General features: G+C 67.5%; 17 protein-coding genes and 1 riboswitch. Of the genes, 6 read left to right on the top strand and 11 right to left on the bottom strand.

The features are described 5' to 3' along the window. Nucleotides 1–223 precede the first annotated feature (223 nt). Nucleotides 224–2,671, bottom strand: coding sequence for an EAL domain-containing protein (locus ACP59X_RS01345; RefSeq protein ID WP_428563950.1), 2,448 nt, complete (start codon nt 2,669–2,671; stop codon nt 224–226). Nucleotides 2,672–2,916: 245 nt separating this feature from the next. Between ACP59X_RS01345 and ACP59X_RS01340 the strand changes: the two genes are divergently transcribed. Further along, nucleotides 2,917–3,171 (top strand): hypothetical protein, encoded by a 255-nt coding sequence (locus ACP59X_RS01340; RefSeq protein ID WP_428563947.1) that lies wholly within the window; start codon nt 2,917–2,919, stop codon nt 3,169–3,171. Nucleotides 3,172–3,306: 135 nt separating this feature from the next. Here ACP59X_RS01340 and ACP59X_RS01335 read toward each other — a convergent pair whose 3' ends face one another. The 6 genes from ACP59X_RS01335 to ACP59X_RS01310 all read right to left on the bottom strand — a co-directional run bounded on the left by ACP59X_RS01335 (nt 3,307) and on the right by ACP59X_RS01310 (nt 11,195). Then, nucleotides 3,307–3,810 (bottom strand): hypothetical protein, encoded by a 504-nt coding sequence (locus tag ACP59X_RS01335; RefSeq protein ID WP_428563944.1) that lies wholly within the window; start codon nt 3,808–3,810, stop codon nt 3,307–3,309. Between the two features lie 41 nt (nt 3,811–3,851). After that, nucleotides 3,852–4,241, bottom strand: coding sequence for a CBS domain-containing protein (locus ACP59X_RS01330; RefSeq protein ID WP_428563941.1), 390 nt, complete (start codon nt 4,239–4,241; stop codon nt 3,852–3,854). 260 nt (nt 4,242–4,501) lie between these two features. Then, entirely contained in the window at nt 4,502–6,493 is a 1,992-nt protein-coding gene (locus ACP59X_RS01325; protein ID WP_428569772.1) for a ribonucleoside triphosphate reductase, read from the bottom strand. Next, a complete protein-coding gene (locus tag ACP59X_RS01320; protein WP_428563938.1) occupies nt 6,417–7,181 on the bottom strand; it encodes an anaerobic ribonucleoside-triphosphate reductase activating protein in 765 nt (254 codons plus the stop codon). Before ACP59X_RS01320 ends, ACP59X_RS01325 begins: the two co-directional genes overlap by 77 nt. Nucleotides 7,182–7,386: 205 nt before the next feature. Further along, nucleotides 7,387–9,423 carry an APC family permease gene (locus ACP59X_RS01315; protein WP_428563934.1) on the bottom strand — a complete coding sequence of 679 codons (2,037 nt, stop codon included), beginning with the start codon at nt 9,421–9,423 and terminating at the stop codon, nt 7,387–7,389. A 329-nt stretch (nt 9,424–9,752) separates the two neighbouring features. Further along, a riboswitch (cyclic di-AMP (ydaO/yuaA leader) is annotated at nt 9,753–9,886 on the bottom strand. A 262-nt stretch (nt 9,887–10,148) separates the two neighbouring features. Continuing rightward, on the bottom strand, nt 10,149–11,195 hold the full coding sequence (locus ACP59X_RS01310) for a glycosyltransferase (protein WP_428563931.1): 1,047 nt from the start codon (nt 11,193–11,195) through the stop codon (nt 10,149–10,151). Between the two features lie 153 nt (nt 11,196–11,348). On the opposite strand from ACP59X_RS01310, the gene ACP59X_RS01305 reads away from it, so the two are divergent. The 5 genes from ACP59X_RS01305 to ACP59X_RS01285 all read left to right on the top strand — a co-directional run bounded on the left by ACP59X_RS01305 (nt 11,349) and on the right by ACP59X_RS01285 (nt 17,638). Continuing rightward, a complete protein-coding gene (locus ACP59X_RS01305; RefSeq protein ID WP_428563928.1) occupies nt 11,349–12,341 on the top strand; it encodes a DNA polymerase III subunit delta in 993 nt (330 codons plus the stop codon). Nucleotides 12,342–12,428: 87 nt separating this feature from the next. Then, entirely contained in the window at nt 12,429–13,115 is a 687-nt protein-coding gene (radC, locus tag ACP59X_RS01300) for a RadC family protein (RefSeq protein WP_428563925.1), read from the top strand. A gap of 14 nt (nt 13,116–13,129) precedes the next feature. After that, nucleotides 13,130–13,402: an acylphosphatase gene (locus ACP59X_RS01295; protein WP_428563922.1), complete on the top strand. Its 273-nt coding sequence runs from the start codon at nt 13,130–13,132 to the stop codon at nt 13,400–13,402. 133 nt (nt 13,403–13,535) lie between these two features. Next, entirely contained in the window at nt 13,536–16,004 is a 2,469-nt protein-coding gene (lon, locus tag ACP59X_RS01290; RefSeq protein ID WP_428563919.1) for an endopeptidase La, read from the top strand. A gap of 275 nt (nt 16,005–16,279) precedes the next feature. Then, complete coding sequence (locus ACP59X_RS01285) at nt 16,280–17,638, top strand: glycoside hydrolase family 18 protein (RefSeq protein WP_428563916.1); 1,359 nt, start codon at nt 16,280–16,282, stop codon at nt 17,636–17,638. Nucleotides 17,639–17,731: 93 nt separating this feature from the next. Here ACP59X_RS01285 and ACP59X_RS01280 read toward each other — a convergent pair whose 3' ends face one another. The 4 genes from ACP59X_RS01280 to ACP59X_RS01265 all read right to left on the bottom strand — a co-directional run bounded on the left by ACP59X_RS01280 (nt 17,732) and on the right by ACP59X_RS01265 (nt 23,643). Continuing rightward, nucleotides 17,732–18,427, bottom strand: a complete 696-nt coding sequence (locus ACP59X_RS01280) for a response regulator (RefSeq protein ID WP_428563913.1) — start codon at nt 18,425–18,427, stop codon at nt 17,732–17,734. Next, nucleotides 18,396–20,285 carry a sensor histidine kinase gene (locus ACP59X_RS01275; protein WP_428563910.1) on the bottom strand — a complete coding sequence of 630 codons (1,890 nt, stop codon included), beginning with the start codon at nt 20,283–20,285 and terminating at the stop codon, nt 18,396–18,398. The genes ACP59X_RS01280 and ACP59X_RS01275 overlap by 32 nt, the downstream gene beginning before the upstream one ends. A gap of 204 nt (nt 20,286–20,489) precedes the next feature. After that, on the bottom strand, nt 20,490–21,920 hold the full coding sequence (locus ACP59X_RS01270; protein ID WP_428563907.1) for an MFS transporter: 1,431 nt from the start codon (nt 21,918–21,920) through the stop codon (nt 20,490–20,492). 340 nt (nt 21,921–22,260) lie between these two features. Further along, on the bottom strand, nt 22,261–23,643 hold the full coding sequence (locus ACP59X_RS01265) for an aryl-sulfate sulfotransferase (RefSeq protein ID WP_428563904.1): 1,383 nt from the start codon (nt 23,641–23,643) through the stop codon (nt 22,261–22,263). Nucleotides 23,644–23,726: the final 83 nt, after the last annotated feature.

Here is a 23,726-nt window from a genome sequence, read left to right as displayed (position 1 = left end):
TGTTTGTGGGAATTTTCACGATCGCGCGACACCGGCTCGCCACGGGCTCATGCCGATCGGCACAAACCGGCGCGTCCCATCGCTGAGGACCCGGGTTCCTCCCAATTTTGACGCGTTAGCCCAGGCGGCGCAAAAAAGAAAGCGGCCCGCAGCGGTCATTTCGCAAAGAAAGTATTTGCGATGGTGAACCGGGGGTGCGAGGAAGGCTCCCCGGGCCGCCCGGTCAGTCGCCCGGCGGCTGGCCCGGGGAGGCGGTCGGCCCGGCGCAACCGCCCTGGCCGAACATGCGCTCGGCGTCCTCGCGGCACACCGGCCGGGAGAACAGAAAGCCCTGGCCGGCCTCGCAGGCGAAGGCGCTCAGGACGTCGGACTGGGCCTCCAGCTCCACGCCCTCGGCCACCACGTCGAGCCCCAGGCTGTGGGCCAGGGCCACCACCGCGCCGACGATCTTGCGGTTCTCGCTGGCCTCGAGCTCGCTGACGAAGGCCCGGTCCACCTTGAGGGTGTCGATGGGAAAACGCTGCAGATAGGACAGCGAGGAATAACCCGTGCCGAAATCGTCCACGGACAGGCGCACCCCGAGCTCCTTGAGGCGTTTGAGGCGCAGGATCGACACCTCGGGGTTGTCCATGATGACGGTTTCCGTGATTTCGAGCTTGAGCGACCGCGGATCGAGGCCGGTGGCCCGCAGGATGCGCTCCACCTCCTCCACCAGCATGGGCTGGGCCAACTGCTTGGCCGACAGGTTGACGCTCATGGACATGCCGTGGGCCTCGGGAAAGATCGCCTGCCAGGCGGCCATGGTCCGGCAGGCCTCCTCCAGCACCCAGGCCCCCAGGGGCACGATAAGCCCGGTGTCCTCGGCCACGGGGATGAACTCCATGGGCGAGGCCACGCCCTTGCCCGGGCGCTGCCAGCGCACCAGGGCCTCGAAGCCCGTGAGCCGGCGGTCGCGCAGGGCCAGGATGGGCTGGTAGTCCAGGTAGAACTCGCCGCGTTTCAGCGCCAGGCGCAGGTCGCTTTCCAGGTCCATGAGCCGGATGGCGTCCTCGAGCATGCGGGTGTTGAAAACCTTGAAGCGGTTGCGGCCCTCGGCCTTGGCCCGGTGCAGGGCGATGTTGGCGTTGCGCAACAGCTCCTCGGGCTTGTCGTAGAGGCAGGGGCTCATGACCACGCCCATGGAGCAGGTGACGTGGACGTCGTGGCCGCACAGCTCGAAGATCTCGCCGATGGTGGTCCGGATGCGCTTGACGATGCGGGCGATCTCGCGGGAGGAGCCTGTTTCCTCGAGCAGCACCACGAATTCGTCGCCGCCGAGGCGCGCCACGGTGTCGAGGCTGCGCACGCATTCGCGCAGCCGCCGGGACACGCCCTCCAGGAGCCGGTCGCCCATGTGGTGGCCCAGGCTGTCGTTGATGACCTTGAAGCGGTCGAGGTCCAGGAAGATGACGGCGTACTGGTAATTGTCGCGCCGCTTGGAGCGCTCGATGGCCTGGCGGATGCGGTCGAGGCACAGGCTGCGGTTGGGCAGGCCGGTGAGGGGGTCGTGGAAGGCCATGTGGGCCAGCTGGCTTTCCAGGAGCTTGCGGTCGGTGATGTCCGTGACCAGCCCCCCGGCCAGGCGGCTGGCCTCGTCGTGGCCCATGGGAAACAGGCTCACCAGCAGCGTCTTGTCCACGTCGCCGAAGGAGACGGTCATTTCCTTGCGCACGGCTTCGTTCCAGGCGATCACCCGGGCGGCGTCGCGCGACAGCGCCGTGGCCAGCTCCTCGGGCAGCACCGCCGCCAGGGGCGTGCCGTCGGCAGGGGCCTGGCACAGGCCGAACACCTGGCCGGCGGCGGTATTGACCAGGCGCAGGCGGTCCGCGGCGTCCACGACGAAAAACCCCTCCGGCGCGGCGGCCAGATCGGTTTCCGGCTGATCGGGCCGGGCGCCGGGGAGCTTGGCCGGCCGGGCCTCCAGCAGCCGCCGGGGGTCGTCGTCGCCGAGGCCCGGCACGAGCGTCAGCTCCACCGGAAAGGCCGGGCCGTCGCAGCGCGCCGCCAGGCAGCCGGCCCGCCCGGTTTCCTGGCGCGCGGCGGCCATAAGGAGCGCCTCCACGGCGTCGCCTTGCCCAGGCGCCAGCAGCCCGGCCAGGGGCAGCCCGGCCAGCCCCTGCGACCCCGCCCCGAAAAGGGCCAGGGCGGCGGGGTTGGCGTCGGCGACCGTGCCGTCGGCGGCAAGCAGCAGCAAGGCCGTGGGCGTGGCGGCGAAAATGGCCCGGTGGCGGGCTTCCAGGCGTTTGCGCGCGGCCTCCAGCCGGCTGCGGGCCAGGGCCTTTTCAATGGCGGTGACGAGCCCCAGGCTGTCGGGCGGATTGGGCAGCAGGCAGGTCACGGCCGCCTGCCGGGCCCGCTCCAGGCGGGAGGCATCGCCGTCGGCGCCCAGCAGGATGACGGGGATGTCGTGGCCCTCGCGCAGCAAGGTCGCGGCGTCCAGGCCGTCGCAGGCCCCTTCGAGGACGCAGTCCAGGACGGCCAGGTCGGGGCGATGGGCCTCGGCGGCCTCCAGGGCCTCGCGGCAGGTGGCGACCGGCCCCAGGGATTGGTAGCCATGGGCGTCGAGCAGGCCGGCCAGCGTGGCGGCCCGGGCCATGTCCTTTTCAACCAGCAGGATGCGGGGCGCGGTCATGGAACCCCCCTGTCGCCGAAAACGGATCCGGCGGGAGGCGCGCGGCGCGTCCCAGCCCGGCGGCCATTGAAACGGCAGCGCTTTATAGCCTGGGCCGACCTGGCAAGGCAATACCAATGGCGGCCGGGCGTTTGGTGCGGACATCAGGGCGGAAGTGTTCCGCCCGGTGGCCGAACCGTTGGCCAAGGGGTATCCCCCGGGAAACGCTCTTGACTTTTCCCGCTCTCCGTGGGCAGGAACAAGACATGACGCTCCTGTTCGACGACACCAAAAAGCTGGAACGGGTCCTTGGCGAGGAAGCCGCCGGGGTGCGTATCGGCATTCTGGAGAAGCAGGACGAGGCGGCCAAGAGGGAACTCGCCACCAAGCAAGACCTTCGGGAGATCGAGCTTCGCTTACTGGCGGAACTGGCTAAGATGAAGAACGATCTGACCGTGCGCATGGGAACGCTTTTGGCCGCGACCGTGGCGGTCATCGCCGCGTTGAAACTTTTTTCGTAGCCCTTCCCCTGTTTCAACGTAAGCCCCTCAGGAAACCGGGGTTTACCGTCATTTGGTGGGATTGCCAGCCGGGCTGTCGCTTGCCTGAAAATTCCACGCCAAGACCCCACGCAATGGCCGCCGCCTGCGCCGGCCTCAGTTGGTGGGGTACCACAGTTTGATGGCCGAGCCCTTGTCGCCCTTGACCTCGGGCATGCGGAACTCGTAACGGGCCGTGCCCTCGGGCAGGCGGAACAGCGCCGTGCCCACGTTGCCCTTGACCATGCTCTCGAACTTGAGCGACTGGCACTCCTCTTCGAGCCGCTGGTCCTTGTCGTCGAAGGGCACCATGCAGACCTTGAGCAGCGGCTGCCCCTCGGCGCCGGAAAACATGGTGTCCATGCTGGACGGCGGCTTCTGGCGCAACTCGCCCGTGACCACCACTTCCTTGTAGGGCACCTTGGCCAGGGTCACCTTGCCGCCGGCGGGCACGTAGCGTTCCTCGACCCGCTCCCGCTCGCGGATGTCGGTCACCTTGACGAAGTCGTTGCGCAGGTCCTTGTAGCGCCCGAGGTCCAGGCCGGCGGCCAGCCCGGCCGCGGGCGAAGCGGCCCACAGCACGGCCCAAAGCAGGATGGGGAAAACGCCGGAACGGGTCATGGTACGGCTCCCTCCGTTGGCTTGGCCGTCCCCGCGCGCGGTCACTCGCCGCGCTTGGGGGCGATGGGGAAAATGGCGAGTTTGAGGAAATCGGTTTCCGTGATGATGCCCACCAGTTCGCCGTCCTCCACCACGGGCAGGCAGCCGAACTTGTTGTAGATCATGGTTTCGGCCGCGGTGCGCAGGGGCGTGTCCGGGGCCACGGTGACAAGCCCCGTGCGCATGACGTCGCGCAACGGCGTCACGGGCTCCTTTTTGTGCTCCAGCGACAGCAGGTCCCGCTGGGTGACCAACCCCACGAGCTGGCCGGCCTCGTCCACGACCGGGATGTGGCGGATGAAAAGCTCCTGCATGGCGGCCATGGCCTCGGCCAGGCTGTCGGTCTCGCGCAGGCAGCGCAACTGGCTGGTCATCAGGTCGGCGACGCGCATGGGGATTCTCCAAAAAGGCGGCGTGGCGGCAACTTCCGCCATGAACCGACATCCTTGCCGATGCCTGCCGCCAAGTCAAGCCGCCCCGGGCCACCCGAACGGGAAACCGCCAGGCGCCCAGCCCGCGAAGCCGCCGCAGGCGCGCCCTCCCGCCCGAAGGGGGCACCCAGGCCCCGGCCATGCAAAAAGGGGGCGAACCGACTGTTTCGCCCCCTTTCCCGCCGCCCCGTGGGGCGTTTTGCAGCAGATTTCCCCGCAGGTCAGCAGATTTCCCCGTAGGTCAGCCGTTCGGCGTACTCGGCCTGCTTGCCCTTGTTCCACAGCGACACCGGCCGGTAATAGCCGACAATGCGCGTGAACACTTCCGAGGGCGCGCCGCACTGCGGGCATTCGTGGTGCTCGCCCTTGATGTAGCCATGGGACTTGCACACGGAAAACGTGGGCGTGATCGACAGGTAGGGGATCTTCGTCATGGTAAACGCCTTGACGATAAACGACTTGAGGGCCTCGGTGTCGGCCACGGCCTCGCCCAGGTAGGTATGGAAGACCGTGCCGCCGGTATAGAGCGGCTGGAGCTTGTTCTGGTGCTCCAGGGCGTAGAAGACGTCGCGGGAAAGCCCCACGGGCAGGGTGGTGGAGTTGGTGTAGTACGGCGTGCCGTTGCCCGAGGCCCGGATGTCGGCATACAGCGCCTTGTCGATTTTGGCCAGCCGGTAGCTCGTGCCCTCGGCCGGAGTGGCCTCCAGGTTGTAGAGGTTGCCGGTCTCCTCCTGGAAGCGGGAGGTGACGGCCCGCAGGTGGTTGAGGACCCGGGTCATGAGGCGCAGGCCCGATTCGGTCTCGATGCCCTTGCCGAGCAGGTTGACGCAGGCCTCGTGGCCGCCGACCAGGCCGATGGTCGAGAAGTGGCCCTTAAAGCCGTTTTTGAGGTAGCGCCGGGTCCAGGGGAAAAGCCCGCGCTCCAGGTTGTCGCCGATCATCTTGCGCTTGAATTCCAGGGCGTCCTTGGCCAGCTCGGCGTATTCGGCGATGAGGTCGAGGAAGTCCTCCTCGCCCTGGGCCAGGTAGGCCAGCTTGGGCAGGTTGAGCGTCACCACGCCCACCGACCCGGTCAGGTCGCCGGCCCCGAAAAGCCCGCCCACCTTGTTGCGCAACTGCCGCAGGTCCATCTGCAACCGGCAGCACATGGAGCGCACGTCCTCGGGCGAGAGGTCGGAATTGATGAAATTCTGGAAGTACGGCGCGCCGTACTTGGCCGTGAGCTCCAGAAGCAATGTGCCGATGTCCGAATCCCAGGGGAAATCGGCCGTGATGTTGTAGGTCGGGATGGGGAAGGAAAAAATGCGGCCGTGGTAGTCGCCCTCGCCCATGACCTCGAGGAAGGCCTTGTTGATCATGGCCATTTCCTCGCCGAAGTCGCCGTAGGTGGCGTCGCGCATGACCCCGCCGACGATGACCCCTTCCTTGGCCAGGTGCTTGGGCGGGGCCAGGTCGAAGGTCAGGTTGGTAAAGGGGCTCTGGCCGCCCCAGCGCGAGGTGGTGTTCAAGTTGAAGACGAACTTCTGCATGGCCTGCTTGACTTCGCGGTAGGAGAGGTTGTCCTCGCGCACGAAGGGGGCCAGGTAGGTGTCGACGTTGTTGAAGGCCTGGGCGCCGGCCCACTCGTTTTGCAGCGTGCCCAGGAAATTGACCATCTGGCCGAGCACGGCGTCGAAGTGCTTGGCCGGCCCGGCGCAGGACCGCCCGGGCAGGTTGAAGCCTTCGAGCAGCAAATCGCGCAGGCTCCAGCCGGCGCAGTAGCCGGCCAGGCCGAACGACAGGTCGTGGATGTGGAAATAGCCGTGGTCGTGGGCCTCGCGCACCTCCTGGGGATACTTGCCGAGCGCGTAGCGGGCCTGGACCGTGCCCGAGAGGTGCAGCATGAGCCCCTGAAAGGAGTGGGTCATGTTGGCGTTTTCGGCCACCCGCCAGTCGGTCTTGGCGATGTAGTTGTCGATGACGTCGGCGATGTCCAGGTAGGCGGCCTTCTGCTCGCGCAGCTCCCGGCGCTTCTCGCGGTAGACGATGTAGCGCCGGGCCACGGCGTAAAGCCGCGACTCCATGAGGACGAGTTCCACGGCGTCCTGGACCGTCTCCTGCTCGGGGATGTCGCTGTCGGCAAGCTTGGCTTCGACCTTATGGGCCAGGCGCGTGGACAGCAGCGGGTCCTGGATGCCGCTGGCCTTGAGGGCCTTCAAGATCGCCTGGGCGATGCGCTGGGTGGACCAGGTCTCCAGACATCCGTCGCGCTTGCGAATCTGCTTGGGCATGCCTTCCTTCCTCCCCCTTGGGTACGGGCTTTCGAAACGGTTGTTCGGTGAGGGTATGTCCCGGCGGCAGGGCCTCCCTGATTTCCCTGACGTCGGCGGCCGACAGTTCCGGCACGAGCGTGGTGCGAAAGGCGAAGCGGCCGGGATGGCGGGCGGCCAGGACGAAGACCGCGCCCAGGCGCGCGGCGGCCGCCTCGGCCGTGACGGCCCCGCCCGTGACCGGGCCGTACTTGGCAAAGGGCGCCTTGACGTCCACGGCGAAGCGGACCTCGGGATGGCGGGCGAGCACGGCCTCCAGGACATCGGGGCGCATGCCGTTGGTGTCGATCTTCACGGCCGGCCCCAGGGCGGCCAGCTCGGCCACGAAGGCGGACAGCCCCGGGGCCAGGGTCGGCTCGCCGCCGGTGACCACGAAGCCGTCCACCCATTTGGCGTGGGAAGCGGCGAACGAACGCACCGAGGCCCCCGGCAGGGCCGCGCCCGCGGCAAAGGCCAGGGCGGCGTTGTGGCAGTGCGGGCAGCGCAGGTTGCAGCCGCCGAAAAAAAGCACGGCGGTCAAGCGCCCCGGCCAATCGCAAAAGGACATGGGCTCGATGCCGCGCACGAGCTCCCAGGCTGGAGAAAAACTCATTTTGTAATAAAACCGGATGGATACAAGTTCAAAACAGGCCCGGCCGCTCCCCAACGGACCAGGATGGAAGCCCCCCGAAAACGCCCCCGAAATCGCCTACCTTCATACGCCCGCCCGTGGCGAATGCAAGGGGCGGCCGGCTCCGCTCCCGGCGCCGGCCGCCCCAAGGCCGCGCCGGGCCGGGCATTTGAGGCCGCGATTTTTTTTAGGCCGCCGCCTGGGGCAAACCGCCCTGCGGTTCCTCCAGAACGATGGGCATGATCATAAAGGGCAAACCCATGCGGTAGAGCTGGCGCTGGAGGGTGAAGACGACATAATTGTGCAACAGGCGCGTGAGGAACGTCTCCTTGGCGAACACGAGCTGGCCGCCGAAGAAGGTGGCCTTGGGGAAGCGCTCGTGCAGCGCCGGGGCCAGTTCGGTCAGCTCGTGGACGATGTCCGTGCCCACGGCCCAGTGGGCCTCGGCATGGTAGCCCCGGTCGCGCATGATGCCGACGTAGGTGGCGAGGTCGCGCTCCATGGAGGCCTTGAGCCGGGAAAGCTCGGAAGCGCCGCGAAACACGGCCGCGTCCACCACGCCGATCTGCACGAAGACGTAGTTGCGGATATCCTTGCCGAACAGCCGGACCACGGACATCAGGGTATGCACGCCCAGGCCGTTGTAGCCGTTCACGAAGATGACGGCCGTGGGCGCGTCGTCGTCCGCGGCGGTTTCGGGCTCGGCGTTTTCGGGGATGGCCGGGGTGTAGGGGTTTTGCGGGTCGATGACGGCCCGCAGGACGTCGAGCTTTTTGATCTGCGCCCCGACCTGGTTGTAGTGCCGCTTGATGCCGCAGGCCGCGGCGGCCAGGGCGCCGGTGATGAGCAGGGTCACCCAGCCGCCCTCGAAGAATTTCACGCAGGTCACCATGACCAGGATAAACGCCGTCAGGACCAGGCCCAGGCCGTTTAGGAGCAGCCCCTTGCGCCAGGGCACGCGCTGGCCGCGCACCTCCCACCAGTGGCGCACCATGCCGAGCTGGGACAGCACGAAGGTAATAAAGACGTTGATGCTGTAGAGCACGATCAGCAGGTCCACCGAGCCGTGGGAGGCGAGCATGAGGACAAGGGCGGCCGCGCCCATGAGCAGGATGCCGTTCTGGGTGACCAGCCGGTCGGACAGCAGGGCGAAGCGGGCCGGCAGCCAGCGGTCGATGGCCATGTTGGACAGCACCCGCGGCCCGTCGACGAAGCCGGCCTGGGCGGCCACGAACAGCAGCAAGGCCTCGGAGATCAGCGTCACCAGCACGAAGCCGCCGCCGAAATCGGCGCCCCAGGCGGCCGTGACGGCCTCGAACAGCACGGCGTTGAGGGTCTTGCCGTCCTGGGGCCGGACCTGGAAAAGCAGGTAGCAGACGATGAGCCCGACCACGGTCACGGACAGGGAGAGCGCCATGTAGAGCATGGTGCGCTTGCCGGTTTTCTCGCGCGGCTCGCGCAGGATGGGCAGGCCATTGGACACGGCCTCGATGCCGGTATAGGTGCCGGCGCCCATGCTGTAGGCGTGCAGCACCAGCAGGAACATGCCCATCATGCCGAGTTCCCCCCGGGCGGCGGAAACGTCCTGGGTCAGGCGGCCGGCCAGGGCCGGCATGTCCGAGACGTGGGCGAAGACGCCGTAGCCGATGGCGATGGCGTGGGTGACCACGAAGGTCATGAAAATCGGCACCAGGGTCATGACCGATTCCTTGACCCCACGCAGGTTGAGCATAATGAGCAGCACCACGCCGGCCACGGCGGCATAGAGCCGGTAGGGCAGCCAGTCGTCGGGCAGGAAGCTGAACACGGCGTCCGCGCCGCTGGCCACGGACAAGGTGATGGTCAGGGCATAGTCGATGAGAAGGGCGCAGCCCGACACCATGCCGACCTTGGGCGAGAGCAGCTTGGAGGCGACCACGTAGCCGCCGCCGCCGGTGGGGAACAGCTCGATGATCTGGGAATAGGCGGCGCTGATGACGAAAATGGTGACCGCCGTGCCGAGGGCCACGAACACGGCCAAAAAGGTGTGCTTGCCCAGGGCCAGATAGGCCTCGGCCGGGCCGTAGCAGGACGAGGACAGACCGTCGGCGCCAAGGCCCACCCAGGCGAAAAAGGCGATCAGCGAGAGGTTATGGAAAATCGACTGGTCGGCCAGGTTGATGGAGTCGCCGATGACGGCGCGGCGCAGCCGCCGCGAGACGGAAACGGGCTTGTCGTGGTGCATGGTCGGTTCCTTGGGTCGGCCCCGGGCGTGGGCCTGGGGCCGGGAAGCGGGGAAAACGGGCAAACGGGCCGCCGCCTCGTGCCGCGCTCCTTAAAAACATGGTCCTGGGAGTGCCCCACGAACAAGCCGGCACATCCTTGGCGGACGCGACGTCAGGGCGCGGCCAGGTCCGGCACGGGCCAGTGGGCGCGCGCGCGGCGACGCGGGCAGGGAGCGGTACGGGCGGGCACGGTGGAACAGGCGTTACGGGCCGCGCCACGGCGCGGGCGGAGACGGGGCATGGGGCATCCCTCCGGACGACCGGTTGCGGGAAACCAGCGGCAGTGCGGAGGTTTCCCCTTCGACGTCTACGAGGTTAGCTGACGGGCTCGGGCCGAAGAGGTTGCCCTACGCCTTGCGGCGATACGCCCCGGGAAATGGGTCCCCCGCTCCCGCCCCAGGCGAGACTCGACGTTTCGAGCCGAGTAACGCCGAAGCGCCCCGGCGTCAACGGGAAGCTGTGGGGGGGAAGCTGTGGGCGGCAAGCTGCGGGCGGCAAGCCGCGGGGCCGGCCCGGGTAGCGGGGCGAAAGCCCTTTGGCCGCCGGAGGCTTCTCCCCTGCCCCTGTTGGCAACCCGCACCTCGTGTCGCGTCCTCGAAGAGGACATTTGCTTGTTCAAATACAACACCAAGGAATAATTATTTTTTCTTAAAAAATACGATCGTATTTTTTAAGGGACGCAACACTAGGCAATGCGGCGTTCCTGGCCGGGCAGCAAGCCGTGGCTGGCCAGGAACTGTTCGGGGCTGTCGGGATGGGTCAGCATCTTGTGGACGAAGACCGCGTCGAAGCGTTCGGCAAAGGTGGCGTCGCGGCCTTCCTGGGCGAGGATGCTCTCGATGAGCCGGATGAAGTCCTGGCGCATGCCCCGGATGCGCACCAGGGTGCGCAGGCGGACTTCGCGCGGGGGGATGCGGCGGGCGATGAGCTCGGCCACGGCATTGGCCACGGCCGTGGCCTTGGGCGGGACGATGCGGCTGATTTCCGGGTCGAGGAAGACGTCGCGGCCGCCCTGGCTCGGGGTGGAGACCACCGGCAGGCCGCTTAACATGTATTCCGTGGTGGCGTAGTTGCCGCCTTCGTTTTCCGACAGGCAAAGCCCCACCCGGGCCGCGTTGTAGGCCTTGTTGACCTCTTCGGCGCCGAGGTGGCGGTAGCGGCCGGTGCGAGGGTCGTCGTTGAGCGGCCGCATGCCGGGCATGGCCCGGCGCAGTTCCCGCAGATAGTTTTCCTGCTGCTCCCGGGCCCCCGGCAGGTAGTAGTAGACCAGCCCCCAGGAAGGGACGCGCCGGGCCAGGGCATGGCGCTTGAAGAGGCTGAGCCGGGCCGTGTACACGGCGTCCATGGTCTTGGCCTGGCCGGGGAGGGGCCGGAAGAGGCGTTCGTCGAGAAAGGCGTTGTGGTGGCAGACGTAGTGCGGCAGGCCGTACTGTTCGAGCAGCCGGGCCTCCTGGCCGTCGTTGACCAGGAAAATGTAGCGGTGCAGCGGGTACATGTCCGTCATCAGGGCATAGAGCTGCCTGGTCTGGGCCAGCAGGCGCGCATCGCAAAACGACCACCAGTTGCCCATGAGGAAATAGGCCTTGCGGTCGGCCAGGAGGTGGCCGAGCTGGATGGGCGCGCCGAGCGGCGCCCCATACGAGATGATGACGAGCGGATCGTGGCTGACGAGGTGGCAGCGCAGGGTTTCCTTGATGGAAAACCGGTAGGTCAACACGGGCGTGCCGGTCATGGCCACTCCTCCTTGCCGCGGGGCGGAGCGGCAGGACTTGCCGCCTCCCGGGGAGCAAGCAAAACAGGGGCCAAAACCGGAAGGCCGGCGGCAATCCCCGGTCGCCGCGCCTGGGCCGTTGCCCCCGTGGCGGGCCTCGGCTACTCTTCCCCCATGGACCGCCCCGGCTTTACCTTCCTGGCCTGCCCGGACCCCGAGATCATCCGGGCCCGCATCGACAAGCTCCTTACCGAGTCCGGCACCGCCTTCGGCAAGGACGTCTTCTGGGGCGACGAGGAGCTCGGCCCGGCCTTCTGGAACGCCCTGACCGTGGGCAGCCTGCTTGGCGGGGCCAAGGCCGTGGTGGTGCGGCGGGCCGAGGCCTGCCCGGCGGAACTCTGGCCCAAACTGGCCCCGGCCCTGCGGGGGTTCAACCCGTCGGTGTGGCCTTTTTTCTGCCTGGAGGGCGCCTTTGACCGCAAGGGCCCGAAAATCCCCAAGGCCCTGGCCGAGCAGCCGTATTACAAGGTGGCCGAGAAGCGCGGCTGGCTGTTCGCCTCGCCGGGGCTGACCCCCCGGGACATGGGGCCGCTTTTGGCCGACTGGGCCGCCGGCCGGGGGCTGGCCTTCGAGCCGGGCGCGGCCGAACGGCTGGCCGCCGCGCTGCCCCTGGACCTGGCCCGGGCCGACAACGAACTGGCCCGGCTCGAACTGTCGCTAGGCGACCGGACCACGGTGGAAGCGGCCGACGCGGCCCAGTGCGGCGGCCACGAGGCCCTGGACGGCTTCGCCTTCCTCGACGCCATCTCCAGTTCCCGGGACCCGGCCGCGGTGTGGCGCGAGATCTTCGACAAGCAACTGGCCGGCGAGGAGATGGTCTTTCCCCTGATCGGGCTTTTGCTCTACGAGGCCCGCACCATGTGGCGCATCGCCAGCGGCGACGACGCGGACATCCGGCTGCCGCCGTCGGTGCTGCAAAAAAAACGGGCCATGGCCCGGCGGCTCGGGGCGGCCGGCCTGGCCCGCCTGTTCGAGGCGGCCTTCGCGGCCGAGGCCGGGATCAAATCCGGCAGCCGGCGGACGGACCAGGCGCTGGAAGCGCTCACGGCCGAGCTTTTTCGCATTTTCGGCGGGGCAAACCGGGCAGCCGGCCGCGCTTCGCCATGATCCAGGGGGGTTTTCGGGCCGACTGCCCGGTTTTCGTCCGCCTATCCCCCGCCTTTTCCATCAAACGCCTTGCCCGGGCCGGGAAACATGCTTACTAAGAAAGAACCTCCGCACTATCTGGGCCATCGTCGCCGCCTCAAGGACCGGTTGATGGAGAATTCCCGGGCGTTGGCCGATTACGAGGTGCTGGAGTTGCTTTTGGGCTATGTCAACGTGCGCCGCGACAACAAGCCCCTGGCCAAGGAGCTCATCGCCCGCTTCGGCGGGGTGCGGGGAGCGCTTCTGGCCCGCGAGGAGGAGTTGCGCGCCGTGCCGGGCATCGGCCCGGGAGCCATGGAATTCGTGACCTTGTGGCGCGAGGTCTGGGCCCGGTTCCACGAACAGCCCCTGCGGGACCGGGCGTCGCTCAACCACCCCGAGCTGGTGGCCGAAATGGCCCGGTCGCGGCTGGGGGCCAAGGAACGCGAGGAACTCTGGATGGCCCTGGTGGACGCGAAAAACCGGCTGCTTGCCTGGGAGCAGGTCAGCCAGGGCACCGTGGACCAGGCGGCCATCTATCCCCGCGAGATCCTCGGCGCCGCCCTGCGCCACAAGGCCTGCGGCATCATCCTCGTGCACAACCACCCCAGCGGCGACCCCAGGCCGTCGCCCGAGGACAAGGCCATCACCCGGCGCATCGCCAGCGCGGCCCGGGAAATGGACCTGCGGGTCCTCGACCACGTGATCGTGACGGCCGGCGGCTATTTCAGCTTCCAGGTCGAAGGCCTGGTCTAACAAGGAGGCTTCCCATGACACCGAGTCTGCATGCCACCGTGACCGGCAAGGTGCAGGGCGTGTATTTCCGGGCCTGGGTGTTCGACCAGGCCAAGAGCCTGGGCCTGACCGGCTGGGTCCGCAACCTGGCGGACGGCACGGTCGAGATCCTGGCCCAGGGCGAGGAAGCGGCCCTGGACGCCTTCAAGGAGCGGCTGCCCATGGGCTCGCCCCTGGCCCAGGTCGCGTCCGTGACGGCCAAACGCATCGAATACGACAAGGCCCACACGGATTTCGCCATCCGCTAGGGCGTCGCCAGGCGCTCTTGCGCAACGGACGTGCCAGCGCCCGTGTCCCGGCCCGCCGGGGGCGCGGGCGATCCATCATAACGCTTATGCGGCTTCCGGCGACCCGCCGGAGCTTTCCAGGAGTAGGGCAGGCATGGACAACGAATTCGACCCCAAGCAACAACCCGAGAAGATCGCGGACGGGCCCCAGGAAGCCCCCGTGGCCAGCGAGGGCGAGGACAAGACCCAGCCCGACATCCCGTCGCAGCTGCCGGTGCTGCCCGTGCGCGACATCGTGGTCTTCAACTACATGATCCTGCCGCTGTTCGTCGGCCGCGACAAGTCCGTCCAGGCCGTGGACGCGGCCATCAACGGCTCGCGCTACATCCTCGTGCTCACCCAGAAGGACGAGAAGGTCGACGAGCCCGGGCCGGAAGACCTCTACCGCGTGGGCACGGTGGGCATGATCATGCGCATGCTGAAAATGCCCGACGGCCGGCTCAAGGTCCTGGTCCAGGGCCTGACCCGGGCCAGGGTCAAGGACTTCGTGTCCAGCGACCCCTTCCACCTGGCCGAGGTGGAGGTCCTGGCCGAGCGCGACGCCAAGGAAGTGACCCTGGAACAGGAAGCCATGATGCGCGCCGCCAGGGAGCAGAGCGAAAAGATCCTGTCGCTGCGCGGCATGGCCTCGGCCGACATCATGGCCGTTTTAAACAGCGTCAACGAGCCCGGCCGCCTGGCCGACCTGGTGGCCTCCAACCTGCGCATGCGCGTGGAAGAGGCCCAGCGCCTGCTCGAATGCGAGGACCCCATCGAACGCCTGCGGCTGGTCAACGAGCAGCTGGTCAAGGAGGCCGAGGTGGCGGCCATGCAGGCCAAGATCCAGAACATGGCCAAGGAGGGCATGGACAAGGCCCAGAAGGACTTCTTCCTGCGCGAGCAGATGAAGGCCATCCGCCGGGAGCTCGGCGAGGCCGGCGAGGAGTCCGACGAGCTCGACGAGCTCAAGGAGGCCCTGGACAAGGCCGGCATGCCCAAGGAGGTGAAAAAGGAGTCGGACAAGCAGCTCAAGCGGCTGGTCTCCATGCACCCCGATTCCTCCGAGGCCGGCGTCATCCGCACCTACCTCGACTGGCTGGTGGACCTGCCCTGGAAGAAGCTGTCCAAGGACCGCCTGGACATCAAGGAAGCCAAGCGCATCCTGGACGAGGACCACTTCGACCTGGAAAAGGTCAAGGAGCGCATCCTCGAATACCTGTCCGTGCGCAAACTTAACCCCGGCATGAAGGGCCCCATCCTGTGCTTCGTCGGCCCCCCCGGCGTGGGCAAGACCTCCCTTGGCCGCTCCATCGCCCGGGCGCTGGGCCGCAAGTTCGTGCGCATGTCCCTGGGCGGCATGCGCGACGAGGCCGAGATCCGCGGCCACCGGCGCACCTACATCGGCTCCATGCCCGGCCGGGTCGTCCAGAGCATCAAGCAGGCCGGCACGCGCAACCCGGTCATCATGCTGGACGAGATCGACAAGGTCGGCTCGGACTTCCGGGGCGACCCGTCCTCGGCCCTGCTGGAAGTGCTCGATCCGGAACAGAACTTCTCGTTCTCGGACCATTACTTGAACGTCCCCTTCGACCTGTCCAAGGTGATGTTCATCTGCACGGCCAACATCCTGGACACCATTCCGCCGCCGCTTTTGGACCGCATGGAACTCATCCGCCTGCCCGGCTACACCGAGCAGGAGAAGATCAAGATCGCCCGGCGCTACATCCTGCCCCGCCAGATCAAGGAAAACGGGCTGGAGGACGGCGACATGGTCATCTCCGACCAGGTGCTGTCGCGGGTCATCCGCGACTACACGCGCGAGGCGGGGCTGCGCAACCTCGAACGCGAGGTCGGCTCCGTGGCCCGCAAGCTCGCCCGCAAGAAGGCCGAGGGCGAAACCCCGCCCTTCCGGGTGACCGTGGCCTCGCTGCAAAAGCTGCTCGGGCCGGCCCAGTTCATGGACGACGAGCGCGAGGCCGAACTGCCGCCCGGCGTGGCGGTCGGCCTGGCCTGGACGCCGGTCGGCGGCGCCATCCTGCACATCGAGGCGGCCACGCTCCCGGGCAAGGGCGGCCTGCAGTTGACGGGCAAGCTCGGCGACGTCATGAAGGAATCGGCCCAGGCGGCCCTGACCTACGCCAAGTCCCGGGCCAAGGAGCTGGGCATCGCGCCGGATGCCTTCGAGAAAAACGACATCCACATCCACGTGCCGGCCGGGGCCACGCCCAAGGACGGCCCGTCGGCCGGCGTGACCCTGGTCACGGCGCTGATCTCGGTGCTGACCAACACGCCGGTTGCCAACGACCTGGCCATGACCGGCGAGATCACCCTGCGCGGCCGGGTGCTGCCGGTTGGCGGCATCAAGGAAAAGGTCCTGGCCGCCGTGGCCGCCGGCCTGAAGCGGGTGATCATCCCGGCCCACAACATGAAGGACCTGCGCGACATCCCCCGCGACCTGCGCGGCCGGGTCAAGGTCTACCCGGTGGAGCGCATCGACGAGGTCTGGCCCATCGCCCGGGCCGACGCGCCCCACAAGGAAGGCGCGGCCGTGGAACCGGCGAGCGCGGATGCCGACACCAAGTAACGCACGAAAAAAACAATGCAGAAAGGCCGGAACTCGGGTTCCGGCCTTTTTTTGTGCCGGCGTGTCCCGGACAATTTTCGCAGCAATCCGGCGACGCCCGCCCGAGTTGCGCAAATTACGGCGGGCAGAGCCTTGCCTTGTCCCCGTATTGCCTTATTTCCTCCGGGATGACCCTGCGATGGACCGATCGTTGCATGGATTTTCCGCAGCCCAGCCGAAGCCGAAACCCCGATGCCGGTTTAGGCCAGGACAATACACGCCGCAAAGGACGCCCCATGACCGGACGACCCGCCTCCCGCCTCGGCCGCCTGGCCCGCATCGCCCTCCTCGCCCTGGCCCTGGCCGCCCTGGCCGGACCAACCCCGTCGGCCCCGGCCGCGACTTTTTCCAAGCGCATCATCGGCTATTTCGTGCAATGGGCCGTCTATGCCCGCGACTACGAACCGGCCGACATCCCGGCCGACAAGCTCACCCACGTCAATTACGCCTTCCTGGCCGTCAACGCCGCCACCGGCCAACTGTTTTCCATCGACGCCTACGCCGACTTCCAGAAGGCCTTCCCGGCCAAAAACGGCCTGCCGGCCCAGACCTGGGACCAGTCCGCCGCCAACGCGGCCGGCAACTTCGGCCGGCTGCGCGACCTCAAGGCCCTCTACCCGGACCTCAAGGTCCTGGTGTCCGTGGGCGGCTGGACGCTCTCCACCCCCTTCCCCACCGTGGCCGGGAGTGAAACGCTGCGGGCGGCCTTCGCCGCCTCGTGCGCCGACTGGGTCTCGGCCCAGGGCCTGGACGGCATCGACATCGACTGGGAATACCCGGGCACGGACGATAAGGCGAATTTCACCGCCCTGGTCGCGGCCACGCGCGCGGCCCTGGACGCCAAGGGACAGGCCGACGGCAAGGCCTACCTGCTGACCCTGGCCGCGCCGGCCGCCGCGTCGCGCATCGCGGCCTGGGACCTGCCGGCCCTGGCCGCCGCCGTGGACGGCATCAACCTCATGACCTACGACTACAACGGCGGCTGGCAGGACGTGACCGGCCACGTCGCCCCGCTTTACGACAACCCCGCCGGCCCCTGCCTCGACCCCTGCACCAGCACCGCCACCTGGAACGTGGACTGGGCCGTGGGCGCCTACCTGGAGGCCGGCGTGCCGGCGGCCAAGCTCGCCATGGGCATCCCCTTCTACGGCCGGTCCTGGGAAACCGTGCCGGCCACGGACAACGGCCTCTTCCAGCCCGGCGTGGCCGGGCCAAGCCAGGGCACGGGCGGCAACTGGGAATCCGGCGTGTTCGACTACTGGAAGGTGGTGGAACTGGCCGCGGCCAGCGGCTACACGGCCTCCACCGACCCCCTTTCCCAGGCCCCCTCCCTCTACGGGCCCAACATCACCTCGGGGCGCACCACGGGCGGGCTTTTCGTCACCTACGAAAGCACGGCCTCCCTGGCCAAAAAGCTGGCCCAGGTCCAGGGCCGCGGCCTCGGCGGGGTCATGTTCTGGGAGTTGTCCGGAGATGTGCGCGATGCCGCCGACGCCTCGAGCCTGCTGGGGCTGATGGCCAGGACCTTCGGCGGCGGCTCCGCGTCCGGTAAGGCGCAGCCCTGGCAGCTCCTACTGCTTGCCCCCGCCTCTTAGGTCGCGCCCTCAAATACGGGCGTAGGCCACGGCGGCGGGGCCTCGGCCAGCAAGGCTTCCATCCTGTCGATGCACCCGGCCGCGCCGGGCCTGTCAGGAGCCGGTGGGGGCCGACGGGTCGATATCGCAGGCCAGGCGCGGGCCCGCCCGGGAGGCCCCCGCGGCATGCTCGACGGCGAACCGGATCAATTCCGCCGAGCTTTTGAGCCCCAGGGACTCGATCATCGTGTATTTGTGGAATTCCACGGTCCGGGCCGAAATCCCGAGGATGGCGGCCGACTCCTTGACGGAAAACCCTTCGGCGATGAGCTGGAGGACTTCGCGCTGCCTGGTGGTCAGCTTGGAAAAGGCGTCCGCGGCCACGGCGGGTTTTTCCCGCTGAAACTGCAGCAATTCGCCGGCGAGCAGGGGCGTGATGTAGGTCTTGCCCTTGAGCCCGCAACCGATGGCCGTGAGCAGTTCCGACGAGGCGGAATGCTTGAGCACGTAGCCCGAGGCCCCGGCCTCGAAGGCGCTGGCCGCGTAATTGACGTCCACATGCATGGTCAGGAAGATGACGGCCACGGATTTGTGCCGTTTCTTGATCTGCCGCACCGCCTCGATGCCGTTGAGCAGCGGCATGGAGATGTCCGCCACCACGGCGTCCGGGCGCAACCTGTCCACGGCCTCGAGCAGGGCCCGGCCGTCCTCGACGATGCCCACCAGTTCGTAGGCCGGTTCGAGCAGCCCGCGCACGCCCTCGGCCACCATGCGGTGGTCATCGGCCAGCAGGATTCTCGGCTTGCGCATGCCGTTCCTCCCCCACGGGCACCGAGACGTGGATCACGGTGCCTTGGCCCGGTTCCGACTGGATGGCGAAATCCCCCGAAGCGTATTGGACCCGCTCCCGCATGCTGGCCAGGCCGATGCCCGGGGTAAGCCTGGCGCACAGCGGCTTGAAGCCCTTGCCGTCATCCCGGACCACCAGGACAAGGCGATCGTCCGTGCCTTCCAGGGAAATGTCAACATGGCGGGCCTGGGCGTGCTTGACGATATTGCGCAGGCCCTCCTGGATGACCCGATACAGGCACAAAGCGGTGTCCAGGGGGATGTCCGTAAACGCGCCCTGGAAGGCGCAGGCCACGTCGAGCCCCTCCCGGTCGGTGAAGTTGCGGCAAAGCGCGGCAACCGCCCGGACCAGGCCGAAATCCTTCAGAATGGAGGGGTGCAGCTCCCGGGACAGCGCGTGCATGTCTTCGGAGAGGTTGATGATCTTTTCCTTGGCGTCCACGAGGCCGGCCCGCGCCCGCTCATCCGAGGGCCGGGTGTGGAGTTCGATGGTGCCGATCTCGATGGCCACGGCGGCCAGGCGCTGGACGAAATCGTCGTGGAATTCCCGCGACAGGCGGCTGAGCTCCCCTTCCTGGGAGGAAATCAGGCGGCCGGCCAGGGTTTGCAGCTCCCGCTGGCTTTCCCGCAGGGCGATTTCCGCCTTCTTGCGTTGCCGCAGGTTGACGAACAGGCCGATGACCAGCGCCGACTGCAAGGTGAACAGGATGGCGGCGCCGATGATGTAGTACCGGTAGCGGCCCCAGAGGGTGGCTTCCCGGTAGACCACGGTGGCGTCGGGCGGCAGGGCGTTTTCGTCGAGATGGAAACGGTCGAGTTGCCGCCAGTCGTAGACGGTGACCTTGGTGTCCAGCCCGTCGTTGAACGGGATTTCCCCGGCCGGCCGGCCGGACAGGATGCGCAGGGCGATTTTTCCGGCCGCAAGCCCCTGGAGCCGCATGCTGACCATGGGGCCGCCCACGACGCCGCTGCCGAAGTAGGAATCGTACAGGCCCCAGATCGGGCAGCCGGAGTAGTTCGCCAGGGAAGGGATCACCTCCCTGGGCACGAAAAAACGGCCCTTGGCATCCACGAAAAGCGTCGAGAAAAAAATCAAGGAATCCGGGGGGAGCTTCTGGCAGCGGTCGAGGATTTCCCCGATGGAAAGACCGCCGAGCTCCAGGAGTTCGACACGCGGGTACAGCGCCGTGATGGCCTGGCGCAACACGATGGCCCGGACCGCGTCGTTTTCGAAGGCCCCGTAGATCAGCACGGCATGCCGGGCCTGCGGCTTCAGGCGAAAGGCCGAGGTCACGAGCTCGCGGGCCACCTGGGCCGGCTCCAGGACGCCGCTGACCCGCTTGCCGAAGGAGGAGGCCAGGATGTTTTCCTTGTCGGGTTCCGGAATGTCGCAGACCACCACCGGGATGCCGGGAAAGACGTCCTGCGCGTGCTCGATGAGGAAATGCGTGGCCGGCACGTCGACGGCGATGACCAGATCGATCTGGGCGGCCCCATAGCGCTGGCGCAGCAGGTCGGCCAGGGCCTGGCGCTGGGACTCGTGGCGAAACCGCGACAGGTCCAGGTACTCGGAAAAGGCCTGGACGGCGAAGGGGGTTTTCTCGGAAAGCGCTTCCCGCAAGCCCTGTTCCACCAGTTGCGTGGCCGGAAAATCCAGGGGCATGGAATAGAGGATCGCCACCCGCTTTTCGTTGCCCACCCCGGCCGGGCCGTCGGCAGCCGCGGCGCCCGGGGCGTGGAGGCAGCTTAACAGGGCCAGCAGGCTCCCCAGGCACAAAAAGCGCAGCAGGACGGCGAAGCGGCGTGTCGTGGAAAACATGGTTAGCCTTGTCCGGGCGGCGGGCCGGGTAGCCTGGCACCGGCCCGGGCGTTTCCATCGTCTCCGACAGGGCGCGGCAACGTCAAGCCTCCCCGGCCCGGGCGGGCGCCGCCGCCGGCCAGGCCGGCGGCGGGTTTGGCTGCGCAAGCCGGGGCAGGCGCCAAGCCCTCCCCCGGCCTTCACGCCGGTCGCCACGGCGGCCACCTATTCGATTTCCTCCAGGCTCTTGCCGCCGGTCCGCTTGCCCCACAGCAGCAGCGGGATGACGGGCACCAGGTACAGGGCGCCCACGGCGTCGAAGACGCCGGCGAAGCCGTAGGCCTGGTGGATCAGCGGAATCAGCGGCTGGGAGGCGGAAACCGACAGCCGGGCCAGGCCGTTGTGGAAGCCGGTGGCGGTGTTGCGCATCTTGGTCGGGTAGGATTCGGCCGTGTAGGAGAACAGGATGAAGTTCACGGCCATGTTCACCACGGTCACGGCGAAGCCGGCGCAGACAAGCCCGGCCAGGCCGTCCATGAAGGCAAAGGCGATGGCGCTTGCGCCCGTGGCCACGCTCAGGATCGCCAGGGGGATCTTGCGGCCGCCGCGGTCCGAGACCAGGGAGGCCAGAAAACAGCCGATGGGCACGCCGATGCTGATGATGGTGGCGGCGGTGAGGCTTTCCGTCACGGTGAAGCCCTTCATCTTGAGCAGCTGCGTGGTCCAGGTGGTCAGCAGGAAGCCGGCCGGGGTGATGGTGATAAACAGCAGGATCAGAAGCGAGGTCCGCAGCAGGTAGCGCCGCGTGAACATGCCGGTGAGGACGCTTGCGACATTGACCTTGGGTTCGACTTTCCTGCTCGCCTCGGACAGGTCGATGTCGCGGTGGGTCATGAAGGCGACCACGGCCTCGGCTTCGGCCACCCGGCCCCTGGAGACGAGCCAGCGCGGCGATTCCTTGAGGTATTTGAGGCCGAAGGCAAAGGCGACCAGGCCGGCGCCGCCGGCGTAGAAGATGATGCGCCAGGCCTCGGGGCTGATGGGGATGATCAGGCGGCACAGGAAGGCGACCACGGGCACGGCGCAAAACCCCACGGCGGCCACGTTGCCCTGCCATTTGCCCCGGCTTTCGCAGGGCGACATTTCCGCGATGTAGGCCTGGGAAGTGACCATCATGCAAAAGACGCCAAAGCCGGTGAGCGCCCGGAAAATGGTGAACACCGCGAAGCTGTCCGTGAAGCCGGTAATGATGGAGGAGATGGAGAACACCAGGATGGAGCACAGAAACGTCTTGCGCCGGCCGATCAGGTCGGAAATGACGCCGCCGAGGAACCCGCCCGAGGTCATGCCGATGAAATACCAGAACACGATCGTGGCGATATCGGTCATGGCCAGGTTCCAGGACTGGGACAGGGCCGGGGCCACGAACCCGAAATTCCAGTTGTCGAGCTGCTCGAAGAAATAGGCGGCCATAATGATGAAAAACAGGAACTTGTGCACGCTGCTGACGGGAATGCCGTCGAAATAGTTGTTGGCGAAGCGCTGCGTCGGCAGCCGCCCGGCGGCGTCCCGGGCCGGGGCGCAGGCCCCGTCCGGCCCCGGGGCCGTGGCGTCGCCAATGGTTTCGAGGGCTTTCCCCATGCTGTATTCGGCCATGATGTCTTGCGCTCCTTTGCTCGGTAACAGGCTGTCGGTTGTGGGCGATGCGGCCGCCGGCCGCCCCGGCCCGGGCTTGCGGCCCGTTGCCGGGGCGCGGGGCGAGACCCCGGGGAAACGGCCGGCTGGCCCGCTTCCCCGGCCTGGCGCCGGTTTTTCGCGGCCAGGCCCGCGACGCGCGCCGGGCCTGGCCGTCCCTGTTGCCTGGGCCAGCCACCGGCCGGTTGCCGGCGGCCCTGGGGTCACACCCTCGAAGGAAACGGCTGTCCTCTCGAGGGCAACAGTTGATAATAATTACTTTTTCTTAAACAACACTGGCAGGGTTCCCAAGGGGACCACCCTAGGGCTTGGCCGCCGGGGCCGAAGCGTAGACGGTGCGGAATTGCGGGCAGCCCGGGGCCAGGGGGGCCTTGGGGCTCAGGTCGCGCCCGGCAAGGCCGGGATAGTCCGGGCCGTAGCGGTAGGCCCGGTGGATGGCGTTGCTCATCATCTTGTGATGGCCGGGCAGGGAGTCGTGGTCCTCGTCGAGGGCGCACTTGGCCTGGGCCAGGGCGATGGGGCTGACGTAGTCCCAGACGACCTTCTTGTCCGGCGTCACCTCGAAGAGGTGGCCGTGGTGGGTGGAGGTCACGAGCACGTTGCCGTTGGGGAGCTTCTGCACGCCGCCCTGGCGGTAGCTGAAAAAGCTGTTGATATCCCTGGTGGCGTATTCCCAGACGACCTTGCCGGTCTTGGGGTCCATCTCCACCACCCGGGAGCGGTTGCCCTGGGGCCTTTCGGAGCCGTTGTCGAACAGGAGGATGTGGCCGTTGTCCAGGGGGGTGACGCAGTGTTCGCCGAAGACCTGCTGATCGCCGTCGTCGTACCAGGACGGCGCCTTGCCGGCGCCGTAGGCGGCCGGATTGCCCCAGCGGTATTCGATTTCGCCGGTCTTGTGGTCGATGAGGTAGAATTCGCTGAAATTGCGCGAATTGAGCAGGATCTGGTCGGTTTGCGGCAGGTAGCCCACGGTGTTGTAGTGGGTCCAGTCGAAGTTGGGGTAGACGTCGCCCGTGGGCTGGGGCAGGTGGTAGTTGATATCGAGCTTTTTCGGCCCCTGGCCGATGTGGTCCCAGGCGTGCCATTCCCAGACGGTCTTGCCGTCCCTGTCCACCTCGCGCACGAAATCCACCCAGAAGTCGTTGTGGGCCACGTCGTCGCTGACCACCGGTTGGGCCGGGATGGTCTTGGGGTCGCGGCCCTTGGCCCGGGCCTCTTCCTTGGACTTGCGCTCCCAGGCCAGGATGAGGGTATTGCCGCTTGGCATGCGGTGGAAGGTGTGGTGCTGGTAGTGGTCCTTGTCGGCCAGCTTGTATTCCCAGACCACCTTGCCGTCCCAGTCGATCTCCTGGACGATGCCGCCGATGCCGCCGAAGCCGTTGTCTTTTTGCTCGAGCTTGCCGCCGCGCAGCAGGTTGCCGTTGGGGAGCAGCTCGGCGTACAGCCCAGCCGGATACTGGCACTGCCACTCGTGGACGACGTTGCCGTCCATGTCGATCAGGTAGGTGACCGTGCTTTTGACCGTGGGCGAAAGCACGGTGTAGCCGGCGAAGGCCTTGTCCTTGTCGTAGAGCAGCACGCCCGTGGGGCCGACCATGGCCTCGTAGGCGAAGGCCGCGCCGGCAGCCGCCAGCAGGCCCGAAAGCGCCAGTGCCGATACGATGGTCTTCAGTCGCAGTGTCACGTCGCATTCTCCCATGGGTTGCGGGTTGACGAGGCCGAAGCCCCGGCCGTCTCCCTTGCCGTGGCGGCCCTTCCGGGCCGATG

The organism is Solidesulfovibrio sp. DCME, from assembly GCF_049995385.1.
In the GTDB taxonomy this organism is placed as follows: Bacteria; Desulfobacterota; Desulfovibrionia; order Desulfovibrionales; family Desulfovibrionaceae; genus Solidesulfovibrio.
Note: the sequence above shows the minus strand (reverse complement) of the source record. Positions and strands in the feature narration are given on the sequence as shown.